The organism is Niabella hirudinis, from assembly GCF_051201075.1.
Lineage (GTDB): Bacteria > Bacteroidota > Bacteroidia > Chitinophagales > Chitinophagaceae > Niabella > Niabella hirudinis.
The window spans coordinates 60,283-78,267 of sequence record NZ_JBPEHJ010000005.1 but is presented as its reverse complement, the minus strand read 5'-3'; the positions used below and the strand labels follow the sequence as shown (position 1 = coordinate 78,267).

Annotated in this window: 13 protein-coding genes; 5 read left to right on the top strand and 8 right to left on the bottom strand. The window is 46.4% G+C overall.

Going from position 1 to position 17,985, the window contains the following annotated elements:
- Positions 1-9: 9 nt before the first annotated feature.
- The 4 genes from GGU45_RS11170 to GGU45_RS11155 all read right to left on the bottom strand — a co-directional run bounded on the left by GGU45_RS11170 (position 10) and on the right by GGU45_RS11155 (position 9,531).
- Entirely contained in the window at positions 10-1,881 is a 1,872-nt protein-coding gene (locus GGU45_RS11170; RefSeq protein WP_435224732.1) for a RagB/SusD family nutrient uptake outer membrane protein, read from the bottom strand.
- A 10-nt stretch (positions 1,882-1,891) separates the two neighbouring features.
- Positions 1,892-5,074, bottom strand: a complete 3,183-nt coding sequence (locus tag GGU45_RS11165) for a SusC/RagA family TonB-linked outer membrane protein (RefSeq protein WP_435224731.1) — start codon at positions 5,072-5,074, stop codon at positions 1,892-1,894.
- 407 nt (positions 5,075-5,481) lie between these two features.
- On the bottom strand, positions 5,482-7,389 hold the full coding sequence (locus tag GGU45_RS11160; protein ID WP_435224730.1) for a S9 family peptidase: 1,908 nt from the start codon (positions 7,387-7,389) through the stop codon (positions 5,482-5,484).
- A gap of 339 nt (positions 7,390-7,728) precedes the next feature.
- A complete protein-coding gene (locus GGU45_RS11155) occupies positions 7,729-9,531 on the bottom strand; it encodes a POTRA domain-containing protein (protein WP_435224728.1) in 1,803 nt (600 codons plus the stop codon).
- A gap of 188 nt (positions 9,532-9,719) precedes the next feature.
- Here GGU45_RS11155 and hemW point away from each other — a divergent pair, with 188 nt between their 5' ends.
- The 3 genes from hemW to GGU45_RS11140 all read left to right on the top strand — a co-directional run bounded on the left by hemW (position 9,720) and on the right by GGU45_RS11140 (position 11,941).
- Positions 9,720-10,832: a radical SAM family heme chaperone HemW gene (gene hemW, locus GGU45_RS11150; protein ID WP_435224727.1), complete on the top strand. Its 1,113-nt coding sequence runs from the start codon at positions 9,720-9,722 to the stop codon at positions 10,830-10,832.
- Positions 10,833-10,989: 157 nt separating this feature from the next.
- Entirely contained in the window at positions 10,990-11,403 is a 414-nt protein-coding gene (locus GGU45_RS11145; protein ID WP_435224725.1) for a hypothetical protein, read from the top strand.
- Positions 11,404-11,512: 109 nt separating this feature from the next.
- The gene (locus GGU45_RS11140) at positions 11,513-11,941 is read left to right on the top strand and encodes a VOC family protein (RefSeq protein ID WP_435224723.1); all 429 of its coding nucleotides are present in this window, start codon (positions 11,513-11,515) and stop codon (positions 11,939-11,941) included.
- Positions 11,942-12,657: 716 nt separating this feature from the next.
- Here the strand turns inward: GGU45_RS11140 and accC are convergent.
- The 3 genes from accC to efp form a co-directional block, all read right to left on the bottom strand.
- Entirely contained in the window at positions 12,658-13,998 is a 1,341-nt protein-coding gene (gene accC, locus GGU45_RS11135) for an acetyl-CoA carboxylase biotin carboxylase subunit (RefSeq protein WP_435224721.1), read from the bottom strand.
- Positions 13,999-14,113: 115 nt separating this feature from the next.
- Positions 14,114-14,578, bottom strand: coding sequence for an acetyl-CoA carboxylase biotin carboxyl carrier protein (gene accB / locus GGU45_RS11130; RefSeq protein ID WP_435224720.1), 465 nt, complete (start codon positions 14,576-14,578; stop codon positions 14,114-14,116).
- Positions 14,579-14,770: 192 nt separating this feature from the next.
- The gene (gene efp / locus GGU45_RS11125) at positions 14,771-15,337 is read right to left on the bottom strand and encodes an elongation factor P (protein WP_435224719.1); all 567 of its coding nucleotides are present in this window, start codon (positions 15,335-15,337) and stop codon (positions 14,771-14,773) included.
- Positions 15,338-15,728: 391 nt separating this feature from the next.
- Between efp and GGU45_RS11120 the strand changes: the two genes are divergently transcribed.
- Positions 15,729-16,802, top strand: coding sequence for a porin (locus GGU45_RS11120; protein WP_435224717.1), 1,074 nt, complete (start codon positions 15,729-15,731; stop codon positions 16,800-16,802).
- Positions 16,803-17,056: 254 nt separating this feature from the next.
- On the opposite strand, the gene GGU45_RS11115 is transcribed toward GGU45_RS11120, so the two are convergent.
- Positions 17,057-17,506: a GNAT family N-acetyltransferase gene (locus GGU45_RS11115; RefSeq protein WP_435224715.1), complete on the bottom strand. Its 450-nt coding sequence runs from the start codon at positions 17,504-17,506 to the stop codon at positions 17,057-17,059.
- Positions 17,507-17,595: 89 nt separating this feature from the next.
- Between GGU45_RS11115 and GGU45_RS11110 the strand changes: the two genes are divergently transcribed.
- Entirely contained in the window at positions 17,596-17,946 is a 351-nt protein-coding gene (locus GGU45_RS11110) for a hypothetical protein (RefSeq protein WP_435224714.1), read from the top strand.
- The last annotated feature ends 39 nt before the right edge of the window (positions 17,947-17,985 follow it).

Below are 17,985 nucleotides of genomic sequence, written 5' to 3'. Positions count from 1 at the left end.
GTTTTCCTGCTATTCTACGATTAGTGGTTTTACATTATTTTCTGCACCAGGATAACCTATGTTTTGATTGATGACTCCTTTTAAGTTAGTCGTAATCGATTTTGACGGAACCGGCCATAATATATGATGCACGCTGACTTTGTACTCGGCCCATTTGTGTCTTACGCCCTTGTTATAAAAATTGCTCCGGCTTACCACACGGTCGTACCAGAAATTGATTCCCGTTTGTTTTATATTGGAATTAGTGCCACCGGGACCGCTGATGTTTTCAAGCTTATATACACGACCGCCAAAGATCTCGCAGGGTTTGCCGGTTTTTGCATAAGTATAGGCGATCCGCACCAGTTCAATATGCCGGTTCTCTTCATAATAAAGTTCGCGGGCCCGTTCATCCAGGATCTCCCCGATATTAATATCAGCGGCGGTTAAGGGCGTGGCGCCAGCCCGGGTACGTACTTCGTTCATGGCAACAGCAGCCGATCCCAAATCATTCTTCCAGTAGTAACATTCGGCCAGCATCAGGTATACTTCCGCTGAGCGGTAAATATACCATGGGGTCTCTCCTCCGCGCCATTGTGTTTGTAATGGATCGGGAACAAAGAGCTTGTAATGCGGCCAGGAAAACCAAAGGCGAATGGTATCTTCCACGCTCATGGCGGCCGGTTTTATAAAGTGTTTGCCATACCAGGGATTATTGGTGCTTTTGAGCTTGGGCTCGTTGTACCTGAGGTCTTCCATTTTACGCCAGCTATCCTTATTTAAAATACCGCGCATGTCGGTCGCTTCTTTATCTGTTCGCCATATTTCGTTCGTAAAATACCAGGTAGGGCGCAAGCGGCCAATACCGCGTCCGTAGGTTTTATTGAGATCCATCTCCGGATCTGTTTCTCCGGGAGCAACGGATACACTGGTTCCGGCCTTGCCATCGGGTGTTTTAAGGTTGCCGCTGTTCCAGAAGGGAACGCCATTGCGCATGGTTTGGATCTGATCCGATCCATCCACTTCGGGGTACGATACCACATACATCAGGCCCTCGGTATTGCTCATATCCAGTTTGGCTTCTACGCTGTGCAGGTCAAACATCAGGTTGGTATTGGGCTTGGATTTATTGGTGGTAAACCGGGTTTTCATCAGTGGGTGTGCGGCTACAATTTCCTTGCCTATTTCTATAGCCCGGTCAAAATCCGTAAGGGCCATACACACTTTCATTAACAAAACCCCGCAGGCGGCCTTTGACGTACGGCCGCGATCTACTTTTTCGGGCACCCATTGATAGGCAAACTCCAGTTCTTTTTTCATACGCGCCAATATGCTCCAGCGGTCGTACGAGTAAAAGTCATATTTGGGTTCATTGATCTCTTTGTCAATAAAAGGAACATCGCCAAATTGGTGCGTTAGTTTAAAGTAGCGGTAAGCTCGTTGAAAATAGGCGGCGCCTAAGATCTCGTTTTTTTGATTTTCATTGGCAAAAGTGGCTTTATCTATTCCGGATATTACCGAGTTGGCATATTTAATGCCTTTGTAGCCCTCATACCAATACCAGCCTACTTTTGTATAATCGGTGTGATTCAATTGCGCATCGGGCATTAGCGAAATGTCCATATCCATTTGGGGGCCGGCTTTGTCCGTAGTACCCTCAACCGCCACTTCAGATTGGATGATCTCCGTGAGGATGGGGGCTGCGTCTCCAAAATATTCGTGACGCATGTTCCGTTCACAGGCTGTAAGCGTTGCATACATACCTGCAGCATCAGAAAGAGCAATCCCCGGTTCGTAAAACGAAAGCGGCTTTGGTTTTAACCATTCTTTATTACATGCGGCCAATACAAGCCCCATGAAAGAAAGCGGAATAAGTCCTTTTAAAAGTATATTACGATTCATTGTTGTAAAATTAAAGTGTCAGATTAAAGCTTAAATTATAGGTGCGGGGTGTGGGCTGTCCCGGTGTATATTCGTTTCCGTTGCCGTCCCGGGTGCGGTATCCACCCGATTCGGGATCGCCGTATTTCCAGTGTGGCGCCCAGAACGCCACATTTCTTACCGCCGCAGAAATACGCAGGCTCTGTGCCTTTATAGTATTTAACCAGGATTGGGGTACGGCATAAGACAATGAAAGGTTGTCCAGACGTATAAAGGACCGGTCCACATAATTGGTACCTATGTTTTTAGAGCCGATACGTCCATAATCGTTAATGGGGTTTTGGGGAGTCCATCTCGGCTGAACATAATCAGTGGCCCTGTCCGGAAAACTATTATTATTAGCCGCCCGATTAAATTGTTCTTTTTGACCCCAGTTGGAATAGATAAAGACAGAGAGGCTGAACTGTCTGTAGTTGAAATCGTTCCTCCAGCTCCAACGAAATCGGGGGCTTTTATAGCCCAGGAAGATCCTGTCGGCGTTGGTCATTACACTGTCACCGTTCAGGTCGTTATACCTGAAATCCCCGGGTTGATTTCCATATTTTTTTGCGTAATCCTCCTGGCCGATTTGCCATACGCCAATGCGCTCATAGTCCCAGAACTGGTCAGGGTCCCTTCCTATAAACCATTTGTTGCCAATATCGTCTGCCTCTTTTTGCCCGATCACATTTCCATCGGCATCTTTTACATCGATCATGTCTCCATACAGATGTTCAATCGCTCTCCGGTTGCGCGAAAACGTAAGGGAGCTGTTCCAGTCGAAGTTTTTCTTTCGGATAATGACACCGTTCAAAGAGAGCTCAATGCCTTTGTTGTTGAGTAGTCCGAGGTTGGATGCTACACTATTGAATCCGATGATATCCGGCAGACTGCGGTCGATCAGCAAATCCTGCGTATTAGCGGTGTAAAGGTCAAGAGATCCGCTTAACCGGCTCTTGAGTACGGAAAAGTCGATGCCGATATTGTAGGATGCTTTTGATTCCCATTTTAATGCCAGGTTGGCCATCCGGTCTACATATAACTGGGATGCAACATATACATTGCCCGACTGGTCAATATACGGGTGTAAGCCAGAGGCCATATTTGACAAGGCTTCATATTGGCCGATATCCCGGTTTCCGTTTTTACCCCAGGAAAGACGCAATTTCGCGTAGTCGAGCCAGTTGCTGGTATTTTTCATAAAACTTTCCTCCGAAACATCCCAGGCAAAAGCAAGGGCCGGAAAGGTAGCGCGGGGATTTTTTGCGCCAAATGCGGAATAACCATCCCTTCGTATGGATGCCGTCAGCATGTAGCGGTCTTTTAATGAATAGAACAGGCGGGCCATCAGCGCGTCTCCCGTCCTGTAAGTATCATTGCTCTCATTTAAAGGAACCGTACCGGCCTGGAGACGATGATAGCCGAGAATATCCGTTGGGCTGTAACCGGATGTTGTAGCCTTGGTCATCCAGTATTGCCCTTTCTCTGCGTTTTGCAGCAGGGTTACCTCAAAATTATGGATATCAAAGCGCTTCTTCCATCTTAGCACATTGTCGACCTGCCAGTTGTAGGTTTTTTCAAACCGGCGTTCACTTTCTCCGCCTTTGGCGTTCCATTCAAGACTCTTGGATGATTCGTGATTATAATACTCTCTCCAGGTAAAAGACGGCGTAAAGTTCGACTGAAACTCGAAGCCATAGGGGAGCGTTACAATACCGTAGATACTCGAGTTTAAAGTGCTGGACTGATCCTTCCGGTCCCGGAACTGGTTATCATAAAATGGGTTTACCGGTGTGGCATCGCCGGTGGGCAGGCGTTGGTAGATGCTGGTGAGGTCGTTGATATTATTGGAGCCGTAAGGAGAAATAACTGCTGATTGCCCCCAGTTTGCCTGTAGAAAGCCTTCATTGCGCACGGCGAAATTGGTATTGGCCCCTACCTTTAAAAATGAAGTAACTTTTGATTCGAGGTTCAGTCGCGTGCGAAAGTTTTTAAAACGGTTGCCTACAACGATCCCTTCCCTGTCTACATAGTTTAATGAAAAGTAATAGCTCGATGTTTCATTTTTATTGGAAACAGCGGTGGTATAATCCTGCTGAAAACCTTTTTGGAAAACGAGGTCCTGCCAGTTGGTTAATTTGTTGGCCAGGTAATTGTCTATTTCGGGCACTTTTAGTTCAAGTCGTGTTAACCAGGCCCGGAGCAGTTCTTCATCGGTTACAGAAGTTACCGGTGTTTTCTGATCGTAGTTGTACCAGTCCAGTGAATTTACATTAGTTAATTTACGGGGGTCTACAAACATTTCGGGGTATTGGTTATGATAGGCATCGGTCCTTCTCCCTATTTCATAATCGTACCGCCATTTCAAAAACTCTTCGCCATTCATAACGCGGGGCATACCTGCTTTTTCAACAAACCCCAGGTTGGCGTTAAAGGTGATCCGGGGCTTGCCCGAAGCGCCTTTTTTGGTAGTGATGAGGATGACGCCATTGGCGGCTTTTGCTCCGTATACGGCCGTGGCGCTGGCGTCTTTCAGGATGTCGATTGATTGAATGTCGTTTGGATTAATATCGGAGAAAGACCCGTCAAAGATCACCCCGTCTACTACGTTTAAAGGATTGCTTCCCGCCTTTAGCGTGCCCGATCCCCTCACCAGGATATCGGCATCTCCCCGGGCCGTATTACCCGGATTGCTCTGGCCAACGATGATACCTGCAGCATTACCTCTCAACAGATCCTGAACAGACCGGGGCGCCTCTTTTTCCATTTTTGTGGCTTGTACGGAGGCTACGGCACCGGTAAGGTCTTTTCGTTTGGCTGTGCCGTACCCTACCACTACTACTTCATCCAGTCCGAGGGTTTCTGTTTCCATTACAACATTCATTTCCTTCTCTCCGCTCACTGCCTGTTCCTGTGTACGGTAACCCGTAGACGTAAACTCCAGTTTTGTATTGCGGATGTTGGGAACCGACAACGTAAACCGGCCATCCTGGTCGGTTGTGGTTCCGGTGGTGGTGGCTTTAATAAGCACGGTAACTCCCGGTAAGGGCGCACCACTTTGATTCTTAACCGTGCCGGATACTTTCCATCTGCCTGTTTGGGCAATGGAAGCCTCCGCTTTCCATATTCCGATAAGTGTAATAAATACAATTATCCAGTTTCTACAGCTGTGCATAGTTTAATTGGTTTAATTTATAAAAAAGATTGATCCGTCAATACTGCATTGTGCGGGTACAATTACCCGTCAGGACACTATCCGGGAATACCGGTGAAAGCGTGTTACCAAGACAAAAAAAGCTTATACAATCGTAATTTCGACTATAACATTTCGCATGCTCAAGCAAAACAAATGTAATGATTAATCTATGAATAAAATGCAGCGGAAGGGTGAAAGGATTTACGAAAACGTTGTAAATCGTTTACAATGTTCCCGCAATGACGTTAGGGGGCCGGAACGTGAAGTTGTTATTGCCGCGAAGGCAGAAAGACACGGAGACGCACTGAGGGTGGGATGTCTTTGTGCTGCGTTGTTCCTTGTTGGCGTTGTGGCGTTTCCCGCAATGACACGGCATCTTTGTGGCATTAAAGCGTTGCCTTCAACCAGCTAAAAAATTCGCGCTGCCAAACCGTGGCATTTTGTGGTTTCAGTACCCAGTGGTTTTCGTCAGGGAAAAAGAGGAACTTGCTTTTGATGCCCCGTAATTGCGCCGCCTGGAAGGCGCCCTGTCCCTGCTCGATGGGTACCCGGTAATCTTTTCCACCCTGAACGATCAGGATGGGCGTGTCCCAGCTGGCTACAAAATTCAATGGTGAAGCTGCGTAGGACCGTTGTGCGGCTTTATTATCTTTTTCCCAGTAATAGCCCCCTTTTTCCCATTGTTCAAACCACAATTCATCCGTGGTGCCGGTCATAGCGGTGAAATCAAAAACACCATCATGTGCAATAAATGTTTTGAAGCGTTTTTGATGGCATCCGGCCAGTGCAAAAACAGAATAGCCGCCAAAACTGGCACCCACGGCAGCCCGGCGGTCTTTATCTACAAACGGTTCTTTTGAAATAGCATCGATGGCGTCCAGATAATCCTGTATAACCTTTCCACCCCAGTCTTTGCTAACTGCTGCATTCCACTCAGTGCCAAAGCCGGGCATACCGCGCCGGGATGGGATTACCACAATATATCCCTGGGAGGCCATCAGCTGAAAATTCCAGCGATAGGAGTAAAACTGCGTGGTGGCTGATTGCGGACCACCCTGGCAGTATAGCAGTGTGGGGTATTTTTTGGAAGGATCAAATCCGGGCGGGTAAACAACCCATAGCATCATTTTTTTATTATCGGCCGTAGTCACCCAGCGGCGTTCGGTTTTAACCGGGGCAATATTTTCGTAGGCGGCATCGTTTACGTGAGTAAGCTGTGTAAGACTGCCGGTTTTGATGTTGAGTTGATAGAGCTCCGATGCGCGGGAGATATCCTCCTTTGCCACGATCAACGTTTCGCCGGTTTGGGCTATGATGGATGTGATGTCAAAATCACCTTTGGAAAGCTGCTGAATACGGGGCAGCATGCGGGTAAGGCCGATATCGTTTACAGAAAAGACCTGCTCGGTTCCGTTGATGGGAGCGATAAAAAACAGGCTTTTGCCATCGTTGCTCCAGGTAAAGGAGGATACGTTGATCTGGTCGTTATGGCCCGTCAGGTTTACGGTAGTTCCGTTGGTCATTACAACCAGGTCGTTCTTGTCGGCTTCATAGCCCTCTGTTTTCATTTGCAGCCAGGCCATTTTGCCCTGCTTGCTGAAGGCCGGCGCTACATCATAGCCCTTATTGCTTTCGGTAAGATTTTTTGTGATACCGGTAGCAATATCATATTCATAAATATCCGTATTGGTGCTTACCGCGTAATCGGTGCCAAACTTTTTTTTGGTTACATAAACGATCTTTTTACTGTCGGGCGACCAGATGAAATCCTCATCTCCGCCAAAGGGTTGCTGGGGGCAAAAGAAGGGCTCGTCCGGCATAATGTCTTTTTTTTCGCCAGCCTTCCCATTGGCGTAGGATGCAAAAAATACATGACTGAAACGACCATCAAACCATTTGTCCCAGTGGCGGTAATTAAGGGAAGTATATACCTGTGCGGAGGTTTTATCCAGCTCCGGGTAAAGATCTTTGCCCATTACTTTTTTTATCAATACCTCTTCACTGCTCAGGATATATTGGCCATTGGGGGCGATGCGGTTATTTTCCAGGAGCTCTGCTGAATTATTCAACTCCTTTGCCACGCCACCGGAAAGCGGGACGGCATATTCCTTTGTGTCCATTTTGTTTTCTGCAATATTGGGTGTAGACACTTTATAGATCAGTGATTGCTGGTCTTTGGAAATACCGATGGCAGATACGCGCCCCAGTTTCAGTAATGTTTCGGGGTTCAGATGTTGTTGTGCGTTGGTTTTTAGCATAGCGCATGCGAATAGGAGAATGAATAATTTTCTCATCTGAAAAAATTTTGAGCAAAGGTACTTTCTTTGTTCCAGGTTTGGGATAAAGTTTGACGTTTAATGTTTGATGTTGTTCCTGTTTTTATACCCGATGCCCTGTGTTGAGTTTAACGTTCAAAGTTCAATGTTCAACGTTATTGTCCTGCGTGCCTGATGCGCGGTCTCCGCAATGCGTTTCAGTGGTTGAATGGTATTGAAGATTGTTGAATGGCACAACGGATTGTACACTATTGCCTATTCACTATTGCCCCCACATTTCAACCGAAATTTCCCTACTTGCCATTTGCTCCTTGCTTATTTCCACATTTCCACATTTCCATATTTTCACATTGTTCTCTAAAAATAATTGATAAACCCAAAATGGATTTTGGATTGCCGCAGGTTGAAGCTGGTATCATTGCGCTTGCCAACGGCCCAGGCCAGATTGAATACCCCAGCCTTTGTTTCGAAGGCCAAACCGATACCCAGGCCCAGGTAGTTGTAATGCCGGCGAACGCCCCTGCTACCATCATAGCCCCATCCGCCGTCCGCAAAAGCGTTGAGGTAAGAGTTTTCGCCTACAAGGTACCGGTATTCCAGCGTGCCAATGGCATACTGCGATAGGAACTGGCTTTGCTCATCAAACCCGCGCAGCAGGCGGTACCCGCCAATTTGAAAGAGTTCATTTCTGAAAATATTATCCCCTGTAAGATATCCGCCCTGCACCGCTGTTTTGAGGGTGCTGGCGCCGCGTGCTGACAGCGGAAAATAGTGGGCGGCAGACAGCAGGACACGCGCTTGCACTGATTGCAGTTTTATGGTATCGTAAAGGCTGGAAAAATCAAAAAGCGGATCCTCCGGGTCTTCCAGCTCCAGCACCTGGCTGTTCTTTTTTATTTTTTTGCTGCCCACCGTACCGGTAAACCGGAGATCCAGTCCGGATACAGGGTTAAAAATATAATTGGTGGTATTTGCCTGGTACTCCACCCCGATATTTGAAATGCTGAGGGCCGCTTCGGCAGGCAGTTTCCGGGTTTGCAGCAGCGCGTTTTTATCAATGGTGTTAATGATCGTTGAAAACTGGTTGTAAAAAAGCTTTGCCGTTTGGCGGTTATTGATGGTGTACTGCGTGCCAATGCGGTATTCGAAATTGAGATAGCTGGAATCCCGTTTGAGCATATCAAATGCAAGATCAAATCCAAAACGTGAGCGAAACAGGTAGGGTTGGAGGAAGGCCGCGTTCAGCCGTTGGGAAGCCGCTTCCAGTTTTTGCCATACCAGCCCGATGCTTTCCCCGCCGCCCAGGGCATTCTTAAGATTTAAAAGCCCTTCCCCGGTAATGAGCAGTTTTTTTGAAGGAGCGGCGCTGCTGTTGGGCAGGAAGCCCACTATAAAATTGACCTGGTTGCTTTTTTTTTGTTGCAGAAACAGTTCCACAACGCCGCCCGTGCTGCCCCAGTAAAACCGGGGCGGGTAAATTTCCTCCACATAATTGAGTTTTTTGAGCGCTGTGCTGATACGTTGCAGCTTTTCTTTATTATATAAAGCCCCGTTTTTAAGGTCGAGGTAATGCTGAAGGTAGTCATTGCTGAGTTTGGCATTGCCTGTAACCCGGATGCTATCCACGCGGTAGAGCGGGCCCGGTTGCACCTGCAATTGCCCCGATACCTTGTTGCCATTGATCTGCAGCGCAGGCAGGGTGATCTTTGCAAAGGGGTAACCATGGTTTTCAAACCAACGGAGCATCCGCTGCTGTACATCTTCCAGTAGTTCATAATCCAGGATCCGGCCCGTAAACAGGTGTGCATCATACCCGATAAGGGCAAGCCACTTAAGGCTTTCCTCGCTGGCACTGAGCGACTCCCAGGTATAGGCAGCACCCACAAAAAGTCGCATATAGGCCGCGGTGGAATCAAACCGGAGCGAGTCGATAGATGCCGTTACATAACCCTTTGCCTGCAATACGGAAAGCAACTGCCCGGTATACTGGCTGCAGTCATCCCGGTTAATAAAATCCGTTTTAATGGCAAGATCTTTTTTAATAAAATTGCTGTCCTTATCAACGGGGTCAACCGCAAGGGTATACCGGTTTTGGGATGCGGCGTAGAAGCCGGTCCATAAAAATAACAGGAGCATTAAATGGTATTGTACCTTTGCCATTTGGAAATACAAATAAACAGTATTTTGGCGAATGGCGAATGGTAAATGGCGGGTAGGGAGTGGCAAAGAGGGAATGGCAAAGAGGGAATGATCTATACTGGCATTCCTACTACCCACTAACTATTATCTATTTATTAACTCACCATTGACTATTCACCTATTGACCATTCACGATAAACAACGAATCATTGTCCGGTATTTACATTCATATCCCATTTTGCAGACAGGCCTGTCATTACTGCAATTTTCATTTTTCCACATCCCTGCACCACCGGGAGGCCCTGGTACAGGCGCTTGGAACGGAGATGGCGCTTACCGCTGGTAGCGGCTTCATTGCCCCGGAGCCGGTGGCAACGGTGTACTTTGGCGGCGGAACGCCCAGCCTGCTGCCTGCCACAGATATCGCCTTCCTGCTGGAGCAGCTGCGGAAACATTACCCGGTTACGGCTGATGCGGAAATTACCCTTGAAGCCAACCCCGATGATCTTACCGTCGCTAAACTGACCGATTGGAAAGCTATGGGCATTAACCGGCTAAGCATTGGGGTACAATCGTTTTTTGAGGAAGACCTGCAATGGATGAACCGGGCGCATAATGCGGTACAGGCAAGGGAAGGGCTGGAGCTGGCCATGCAATACTTTAACAATATAACCATGGACCTTATCTACGGCACCCCGGGGCTCAGCAATGAGCGCTGGAAACAGAACGTAGCAACCGCTTTGGCATTGGGCGTTCCGCATTTATCCTGCTATGCGCTAACGGTGGAACCGCAAACACCGCTGGATAAAATGATTCGCACACACCGGGCGGCGGATGTGGACGCGGACCAGCAATCGGCCCAGTTCCTGTTGCTGATGGATTGGCTGCAGGAGGCGGGTTACGAGCACTATGAGATCTCCAATTTTGCCCGGCCGGGGTTTCGCAGCCGGCATAACAGCGCGTATTGGAAGGGTACGCCGTATTATGGACTGGGTCCGGCGGCGCATTCTTTTAACGGGGAGGTACGCCGCTGGAACGTTTCCAATAACCAGCAGTATATCCGCGCTATTACTGCGGTGCAAATTCCATTTGAAGAAGAAGTGCTGACACCGGTTCAAAAACAAAATGAATATAGGATGATTGCTCTGCGTACCGCGGAAGGGTTGGAGTTGGGGCGGCTGGATGCAGCGGCGCTGAAGCTGGCCGCCGATTACGAGGCGCGGGGCTGGCTCCGGATTGAAGACGGGTGGATGAGCCTGACCCGGGAAGGTAAATTATTTGCTGATGGAATTGCGGCTGATTTGTTTATAACGGATAATTAGCCAATACACTGCAAACGAATACGGCATCGGATTTTACAAGAGCCGCTAAACTCCGGCGCTGTATTTTTTTATTCCAAAAGAACGGGTGAGTGTTGTATTTCGTTTCTTGATGAAGAGAATTATAATAAATATTGTATTGTGTTTTTTTGTAATAAACATGGTTTTATTCATTCGGGATTTTGTACAGATTGAATTAATGAATGACCATCATATATATAGCGGAACATTTGGTGCGTATCAAAGAAGTTCATGGAGAAAATTTCTTATCCTGCCTTTCCTTTTTTTATTAGTCGTTTTGCTTCCCTATAATTTTATTATTTTATCTGCTGAAAAGAAAAAGAAATCCTTAGGGATACAAAAGAAAATGCTTCTTTTTACTGCGATACAGGTGCTTGCCTTCCTTTTAGTTGGTTCGTTTGCTAATATTTGGCCCGGCAACGGCACTACTTATTTTGTATACCTGGCATATATGTTTTTTAATACGGGCTTGTTTGTGACGCTATTGCATTTTTTGGTTGATAGCGGACAGTTGATAAAAAAAGCTTTGAAAAGTGAACGCCCCGTTTCTTAAATGGCTTTGTAAAGCTGCTTCTGACGCAGAACGCCCGCTCTTTTGACACATTCATCCGCCCTTTATTTTCCAGCCTGGCAGTACATTTGAATAACAAAAAACTAAAATTATGGCAACGATCCATCCTCACATTAATTTCAATGGCAATGCAGAAGAAGCCTTCAACTTTTACAAATCAGTATTTGGCGGCGGGTTTACAAAAACAATCCGGTTTAAAGATATAGCCAGTGCTGAATTTGAGGTAGCAGAAAATGAAGCAAATAAAATAATGCACATTGCCTTGCCCATTGGCAAAGCTGTTTTGATGGGGAATGATGTACCCGAAATAATGGGACGAACAAACGAAAATGAGAACCGGAGCAAAATTGTGGTCAGTGCAGAAAGCAAGGAGGAAGCCGACCGGTTATTTAATGGACTTTCGGCAGGCGGACAAATTGAAATGCCGATTGCAGACAGCCCCTGGGGGTCTTATTTTGGTATGTTTAGAGACAAATATGGGATTGAATGGATGGTGGATTTTGACCCTGCGGCAAAGTGAATGGTGAATGGTGAACGGACAATCAATACCGTTTCCTTAAGCCTTGAAACGAAGCCGTGACAGGAAAGAACGCCAGGTGGGATTTGCCTTCTTTGCAGACAAGATTTTTTGCCTGCTTTTTTATTCCCGATTGATCGCATGCGCGTCAGGTTAATTTTTGCCCCGGGAGCTGCAGCGCAGCGCTGATCCTGTTAGTAAACGACCATACGGGTAATAAAGGTGCAGCGCACCGGTAATCATTGCGGTTTGTACAAGCCGTGCACAGGAAATTACCGCCGCGCTGCGGCTACGGGATGTTTTGGGTGCTCATCGTTATAAGGGTCAACGGCGCGCTGCGCCTGTTTGCTATTAAAAGATGCGATCTTTTTGGCGCGAAAGGCTTACCCGTACTACATTTCATGGCAACATGATCTGTTCTTAACCTGACGCACATGCGATTGATCGGGAAAAAAAGTAGGAAGAAAACTAAAGAAACGGCTCTTTGTTATCAATACAGATTATTTTAAGAAGCGCTGTACTTCTTGTAGTTTCCCTATCTGTCGGTCGGAAATGGCAACCGAGGAACAGGGATGTTTAAGGAAACGACATTGAACGGACAATAGGCAATGGGTCGAGAATATGAAAGGGGATTTATCGGGGAAAAAGTGATAAAAAAGGAAACCGCAGCTACCTTGTTAACACAGCAGCTGCGGCAATACTATTAAAATAAAACGGGCTTATTTCTTCATCACAAAACTCTCCATGAACTTGGTATTGAAATTCCCGGCCCGGAAATCTTCATGCTGCATCAGCTGCAGGTGAAAGGGAATGGTGGTTTTGATACCTTCGATCACATACTCGCTCAGCGCCCGGTACATGGTATTGATGGCTTCATCGCGGGTGCGCGCCACGGTGATCAGTTTGCCGATCATGGAATCATAATAAGGCGGAATCGTGTACCCGGCATATACATGACTGTCTACCCGCACCCCATGGCCGCCGGGAACATGAAGGTTGGTGATCTTTCCGGGAGAGGGACGAAAATCGTTATAAGGATCTTCGGCATTGATGCGGCATTCAATAGCGTGCATTTGCGGCAGATAATCAGCCCCGGAAACCTTTTCGCCCATGGCAATTTTGATCTGTTCTTTGATCAGGTCAAAATTGATCACTTCCTCGGTTACACAATGTTCTACCTGGATGCGGGTATTCATCTCCATAAAATAGAAATTCCGGTGCTTATCTACCAGGAACTCAATCGTGCCCACGCTTTCATAGCCAATGGCTCCGGCTGCTTTCTTAGCCGCCTCACCCATGGCATAGCGCAGCTCATCGGTCATAAACGGCGAGGGCGATTCTTCTACCAGCTTTTGGTGCCGCCGCTGAATGGAACAGTCCCGCTCACTGAGGTGGCAGATGGTGCCATACTGGTCGCCGGCTACCTGTATTTCGATATGACGGGGTTCTTCTACAAACTTCTCCATATAGATGCCGTCATTTTTAAAAGAAGCCGCTGCTTCGGCCTTGGCGGTATCATAAGCCCGCTCCATTTCTGCTTCTTCCCAAACAATGCGCATACCCTTACCGCCGCCGCCTGCTGTTGCTTTCAGAATAACCGGGTAACCAATCTCTTTGGCAACACCCTTAGCCTGGCTCACGCTTTGCAGCAGGCCTTCACCTCCGGGAACTACAGGAACGCCGGCCTTGATCATGGTTTCCTTGGCCGTAACCTTGTCGCCCATTTTGTTGATCATTTCGGCTGTAGGGCCAATAAACTTGATGCCGTTTTCATTGCAGATATTGGCAAACTTTGCGTTTTCTGCAAGGAACCCGTAACCCGGGTGTACCGCATCGGCATTGGTAATTTCCACCGCTGCCATAATATTGGGTACATTCAAATAAGAATCAACACTGGCGGGTCTTCCGATACAAACGGCTTCATCTGCAAACTTTACATGCAGGCTTTCGCTGTCGGCAGTAGAATAAACGGCAACGGTTTGAATGCCCATTTCCCTGCAGGTACGGATCACACGCAACGCAATTTCGCCCCTGTTGGCAATTAATATTTTTTTAAACATGTTTCTAATTTGATAATTTGAAAAGATGCCAATTTGAAAATAAAAAACCAATCAGAGTATTTTGAAAACAGCGCTCCATTTTCAAATCTTCAGATTGGTTAATTATCAAATTAAATTATGGTTCTACCAGGAACAACGGCTGGTCAAATTCAACGGGGGATGCATCATCCACCAGTACTTTAATAATTTTGCCGCTCACTTCGCTTTCAATTTCATTGAAGAGTTTCATGGCTTCAATAACGCAGATCACTTTACCGGGGCTCAATATATCGCCTTCTTCTGCAAAATTGGGTTTATCCGGAGCCGGTCTGCGGTAAAAAGTACCAATCATCGGGCTTTTGATCGTAATGGTGTTGGACGCCACTTCTGCGGCTTTGGGTGCGGCGGGAGCTGCCTGGGCCGGTAATGCCGCCGGTACCTGGGCTTGCTGAAGCTGTACAGGCGCTGCTGTAACCACCTGGGTCACCTGCTCCTCTTTTTGGCGGATGGTGATCTTGAAATCTTTCTGTTCAATACTTAGTTCGCCGATATTGGATTTGTTGATTATTTTGATCAACTCCTGGATTTGTTTAAAGTCCATAATTCTTCAAGATTTTTAAATAGTTTGGGTTCTTTTATTAGTAACCATTAACAGAAAATCAACATAAAAATGTGAAAAGCTAAGGTAAAGAATTCAATAGCATTTCTGCGATATTTTAAGGAAAATACCCTGTTTATATGAAAAATGGCTTAAAATCGGTCGATTTAAGCCATTTTTCAGGGATATTTTGTATTACTCTTTTACACGCTCCACATACTCACCGGTTTTTGTATTTACGCGGATGAGCTCTCCTTCATTCACAAACAGTGGCACATTTACAGTAGCACCGGTTTCAACGGTGGCCGGCTTCAGCGTACGGGTTGCAGTATCGCCCCGCAGACCGGGTTCGGTATAAGTAACCAGCATTACAATTTTATCGGGAAGCTCCACGCTAACGGGAAGCTCGGTTTCGGTATTGATGGCGATTCCAACTTCCTGTCCTTCTTTCAGAAATTGCGGTGCATCAATCAGGCTTTCTGCAACGCTCATTTGCTCAAAAGTTTCGTTATCCATGAAATTGTAGCCGGTTTCATCCTGGTACAGGTATTGGTAGGCTCTTTTTTCAACCCGAACAGGGTAGATCGTATCCCCTGAATTCCATGTCTTCTCAATAGTGCGACTGTTATCCACACCTTTTAGCTTGGCCCACACCTTCGCTGCTGCGCGTGCAGTTTTGTTTTCGCCAAATTCAACTATCGAATAAAGGTTGCCATCGAGCTTCAAAATCATGCCGCGGCTGATGTCTGCTGTATTTGCCATGTAATTTTTTTTGCCCGAAGAACCCCTTCGGGAAGGCGGCAAAGATAGCAGTTGAAAATAAGTCCGCAAACGGCCAAAGAAAAAAATATCCCGGCAAATATGAATTAAATTACGATATATACAAATTATAATAAAAAATATGTATTGTTAAGTTTGTATAAAAATAAATATTTTATATTTTTATATCGGTATTATAAATATAAATTAAATATTTAATGTTTTTCTTATTATCTCTTTTAATAAGAAACAGACCGGATCATGACCTTAATAGCAGTCGTTTTATGAAATATATTCATTTTAAATAACTGATATACAATAAAAAACGAATCAGAAAAGCCTGATTTTTTGAAAATTAATAAATAGGACTTAAAACAAATTAAAATTTTATTTAATGAGAAAAATTCTGTTGCTTACAAAAACGATCTTTATCTCCGGAGCCTTATTTGCCCAGGATGGAACCACCAGCGGGGGAGAGAAAAAAGGCGATCTGCAGGTGAATGGTTCTGTTGACGCATATTACCGGTTTAACTTTAATCATGCAAAGTCTGTTCAGCAGGCAAATAATTTTACCAGTTTTACTAATTCGCACAACTCGTTTGAGCTGGGCATGGCATCGCTGAAAGCCGGCTATACCAAAGGCCGGGCCGGAGTGGTGGTTGACCTGGGTTTTGGTACAAGAGCAAGAGAGTTTTCTTATAATGAAACCGGCATTGCACAGGCCATTAAACAGGCATATATTACCTATGCTCCTACAGATGCTATTAAATTCTCTGCTGGAAAATGGGGGACGCACCTGGGGTATGAACTGCTGGACCCGCAGCTGAACCGGAATTATAGCATGAGCTATATGTTTTCTTACGGTCCTTTCTCCCATACCGGGCTAAAGGCCGATTTCTCACTGGGCAAAGGGTTGGGTCTTATGGCAGGGGTTACCAATCCTACGGATTATCTTTCTGCTCCATGGAATAAGAAGTTTATTATCGGGCAGTTTAGCAAAACGTCCGAAAAAGTAAATATCTACCTGAATTATGTAGGTGGAAAAGATACGGCCGGCGTTGCGTTCAACCAATTGGGACTAACAGCCACTGCAAAGGTCAATAGCCTGCTTTCGCTGGGTTATGATGGCACTGTGAAGATGGCAAAGCCTGAAGACCTGTCTTCCCAAAGCTGGTGGGGGTCTGCATTATATGTCAATGTGGATCCTTCTGCAAAGTTTGGGATTACGCTGCGCGGCGAATATTTTGATGACAGGAAGGGTATGATCACGAACCCGGATGGCAGCGCTTTATTGGGCACTTCTGTGGTACAGGGCACTTTGTCATTGAATATTAAGCCGGCCGGTGGATTAACCATCATTCCTGAATTCAGGGTCGATAGTGCAAAGGATCCCATTTTTATTAAAAATTCCGGTGATGGAACCAAAAGCACGGGTACCTTTTTACTAGCGGCCGTGTATGCTTTTTGATATCGGAGTGTGTTTGTGGCGGCCCGGTGGTTTATTTCATGCAAAGGCGCAACGGGTTTATCGAATGCTTCGTGTCCTTGTTTGGGCGTTAACCGCAAGGTTCGCAAGGTGATCGCAATGATCGCGGAGGTGTGTTTAAAAAACGCCGTTGCGAACGTTGCGTTTGAGGTGTTAATTGCGTGTTTGCTGGGGGATTAATTGTAAAAAGCCATTGCGCACCTTGCGGTTAAAAAATAGCCTGCGGTTCCGGCGCATTAAACAGAAACGGCGCAGTTGATCCAGGCTCCGTCAAACTGTGCATTGTATTTTTTATAAAAATTAATAGCGGGCTCATTCCAGTCGAGCACCTGCCAGCAGATCCGGCTGAGCCCCTTTTCTTTTGCCTCTTCAAATAACCGGTCAAATAACCGGGCGCCGATCTTATGACCGCGCATGGCTTCGGTTACCAAAATATCTTCCAGGTACATGGCCTGCCCCTTCCAGGTGGAAAAGCGGATATAGTAAAGCGCAAAAGCCACAATCCCGCTTTCCGTTTCCGCTACAAAAGCCCACCAAACCGGGTTTGGACCAAATCCGCTTTCCGTAAAATGCTCCAGGGATACTGTAACTTCCTGCGGGGCTTTTTCATAGAGAGCCAGCTCCTGTACCAGTTCCAGTATTCGTTTGCAATCGGCTGCTGCGGCCCTGCGTATCTTTATTTCCATGGCTGCAAAATAGGATATTTTTAAATGGAGTCCCCCCTGTTTGCAGGGATAAATTCATATGTTAATTCCTGTACAACCATTTGTGTGCTTTGGCGGGTTCAGCTATCTTTGCGGCATTTATGACCGGTTTGCTCCAATATATTGTTGCCGGATTTTTAATGCTGGTAATCGTTTTTGCAGCTTTTTCTCCCGACATCGTTCGGATGTATGAAAAGTCTGTAAAGACGAAAGATATGGCCCTTGCGGCCGATGCCGGCATGGATAAGAATACCTGCGAGATCTGGGAGCTGCTGCCTGAACAGGAATTTATTCACAATGATAGCTGCGCTGAACTGATCCCGGGAGCCTCTTTTGTAAAAACGTTCGGTACTTTCCGGCAGCCCTATGTGCATCCGCTTCACAGCCCCATTCCCACACCACCTCCACGGCCGGCGGTTTAAAGACCGCTTTATATTTACCGGGATGTAATGTTCCGGATC

What these genes read in the sequence shown, in the direction of transcription:
- GGU45_RS11145 (WP_435224725.1), top strand. Translation starts at nt 10,990, where the DNA reads ATGGTTTTATTCATTCGGGATTTTGTACAGATTGAATTAATGAATGAC.
- GGU45_RS11115 (WP_435224715.1), bottom strand. Translation starts at nt 17,506, where the DNA reads ATGGAAATAAAGATACGCAGGGCCGCAGCAGCCGATTGCAAACGAATA.
- efp (WP_435224719.1), bottom strand. Translation starts at nt 15,337, where the DNA reads ATGGCAAATACAGCAGACATCAGCCGCGGCATGATTTTGAAGCTCGAT.
- GGU45_RS11155 (WP_435224728.1), bottom strand. Translation starts at nt 9,531, where the DNA reads ATGGCAAAGGTACAATACCATTTAATGCTCCTGTTATTTTTATGGACC.
- GGU45_RS11120 (WP_435224717.1), top strand. Translation starts at nt 15,729, where the DNA reads ATGAGAAAAATTCTGTTGCTTACAAAAACGATCTTTATCTCCGGAGCC.
- GGU45_RS11160 (WP_435224730.1), bottom strand. Translation starts at nt 7,389, where the DNA reads ATGAGAAAATTATTCATTCTCCTATTCGCATGCGCTATGCTAAAAACC.
- GGU45_RS11170 (WP_435224732.1), bottom strand. Translation starts at nt 1,881, where the DNA reads ATGAATCGTAATATACTTTTAAAAGGACTTATTCCGCTTTCTTTCATG.
- GGU45_RS11165 (WP_435224731.1), bottom strand. Translation starts at nt 5,074, where the DNA reads ATGCACAGCTGTAGAAACTGGATAATTGTATTTATTACACTTATCGGA.
- accC (WP_435224721.1), bottom strand. Translation starts at nt 13,998, where the DNA reads ATGTTTAAAAAAATATTAATTGCCAACAGGGGCGAAATTGCGTTGCGT.
- accB (WP_435224720.1), bottom strand. Translation starts at nt 14,578, where the DNA reads ATGGACTTTAAACAAATCCAGGAGTTGATCAAAATAATCAACAAATCC.
- GGU45_RS11140 (WP_435224723.1), top strand. Translation starts at nt 11,513, where the DNA reads ATGGCAACGATCCATCCTCACATTAATTTCAATGGCAATGCAGAAGAA.